The sequence below is a fragment of the Pseudomonas sp. FSL R10-0056 genome, from assembly GCF_009600105.1.
Taxonomy (GTDB): Bacteria; Pseudomonadota; Gammaproteobacteria; order Pseudomonadales; family Pseudomonadaceae; genus Aquipseudomonas; species Aquipseudomonas bubulae.
The window spans coordinates 1-1287 of the sequence record NZ_WIWL01000057.1; the positions used below are offsets into that span (position 1 = coordinate 1).

Annotated in this window: 1 protein-coding gene; it reads left to right on the forward strand. The window is 53.9% G+C overall.

The features are described from left to right. Positions 1 to 82 precede the first annotated feature (82 nt). Positions 83 to 1234 carry an integrase core domain-containing protein gene (locus GHO42_RS03345; RefSeq protein WP_178114888.1) on the forward strand — a complete coding sequence of 384 codons (1152 nt, stop codon included), beginning with the start codon at positions 83 to 85 and terminating at the stop codon, positions 1232 to 1234. Positions 1235 to 1287 lie beyond the last annotated feature (53 nt).

The following is a 1287-nucleotide window of genomic DNA, read 5'->3' on the forward strand; positions in this document are numbered from 1 at the left end:
GGGTAGAAACCGAGTACATCGTTTACGTTTAAGACCGGGCACATCGTTTACAGGTATTAATCATGGTCAGGAGGTACTGACCATGCCCTGGAAACGAGAGTCCCTAATGGATCAGCGAGTTAAATTAATCAGCGACTGGCTTAGCGGTAACTACAGCAAAAGCCAGTTGAGTCGCCGTCATGGCATCAGCCGTCCCACGGTTGATAAATGGCTAAACCGGTATGCAGATCGAGGCTCTGATGGCCTCAAAGAGCTGTCCCGCAAGCCGTACCACTGCCCGCACCAGACGAGTGACGAGATCATCAGCAGACTGCTCGAAAAGAAAAACGAGCACCTGGATCGCGGCCCGAAACAGCTGATCCAGCGCTTGCGAAATGCAGAGCCTGAGATTGTCTGGCCTGCTGCAAGTACCGCGGGGTTATGGCTGAAGAAAGCTGGACTCGTATCGCCTCGTAAGCGCGCTCATCCCCGCCCTCATAGCTCGGCCAAGTTACGCGAGGCCAATGAACCCAACCAAACCTGGTGCGCCGATTTCAAAGGTCAGTTCAGAACCAAGGACGATCGTTGGTGCTACCCCCTGACCATTACAGACCACGCCAGCCGCTATCTACTGCTTTGCAGAGGTCTTCTCGGCACTCACGGCGAGCCCACGCGGCAAGGCTTTGAGTGGGCGTTCAGGGAGTATGGGATACCTGATGTTATACGAACCGACAATGGCTCGCCGTTCGCCTCAACTGGCTTGGCGAGGCTATCGAGCCTGTCGGTATGGTTTATCAGGCTCGGCATTTATCCGGAAACGATCAAGCCTGGGCGCCCGGATCAAAACGGTCGGCACGAACGCATGCACCGCACCTTAAAAGCCGCTGTACTCAAGCCTGCGGCCGATAACCTGCTACGACAACAGTTGCTCTTTGAAGAGTTCGTGCACGACTTCAACTACTACAGGCCCCACACTGCTTTGGACATGAAAGTACCCGCCGAAGTGTACAGCTCATCGGCAAGGATTTACCCGGGCTACGTACCTGCGGTGGAGTACGGAGAAGATGTGGATGTAAGACGAGTACGAAGCAACGGAGAGATCAAATGGAAAGGCTCGCACATATTCTTGGGCGAAGCCCTGATAGGCGAGCAAGTAGCTTTGAAGGAAGTAGCTGATGATGTGTGGGATCTGTACCTTTGCAGCTACCCTTTGGGCAGGCTTGAGCGCGGTGCAAAACGCGTCTCAAGCCTGTAAATGTGTAAACGATGTACCCGGTTAGATGTGTAAAGGATGTACCGGTCTCTACA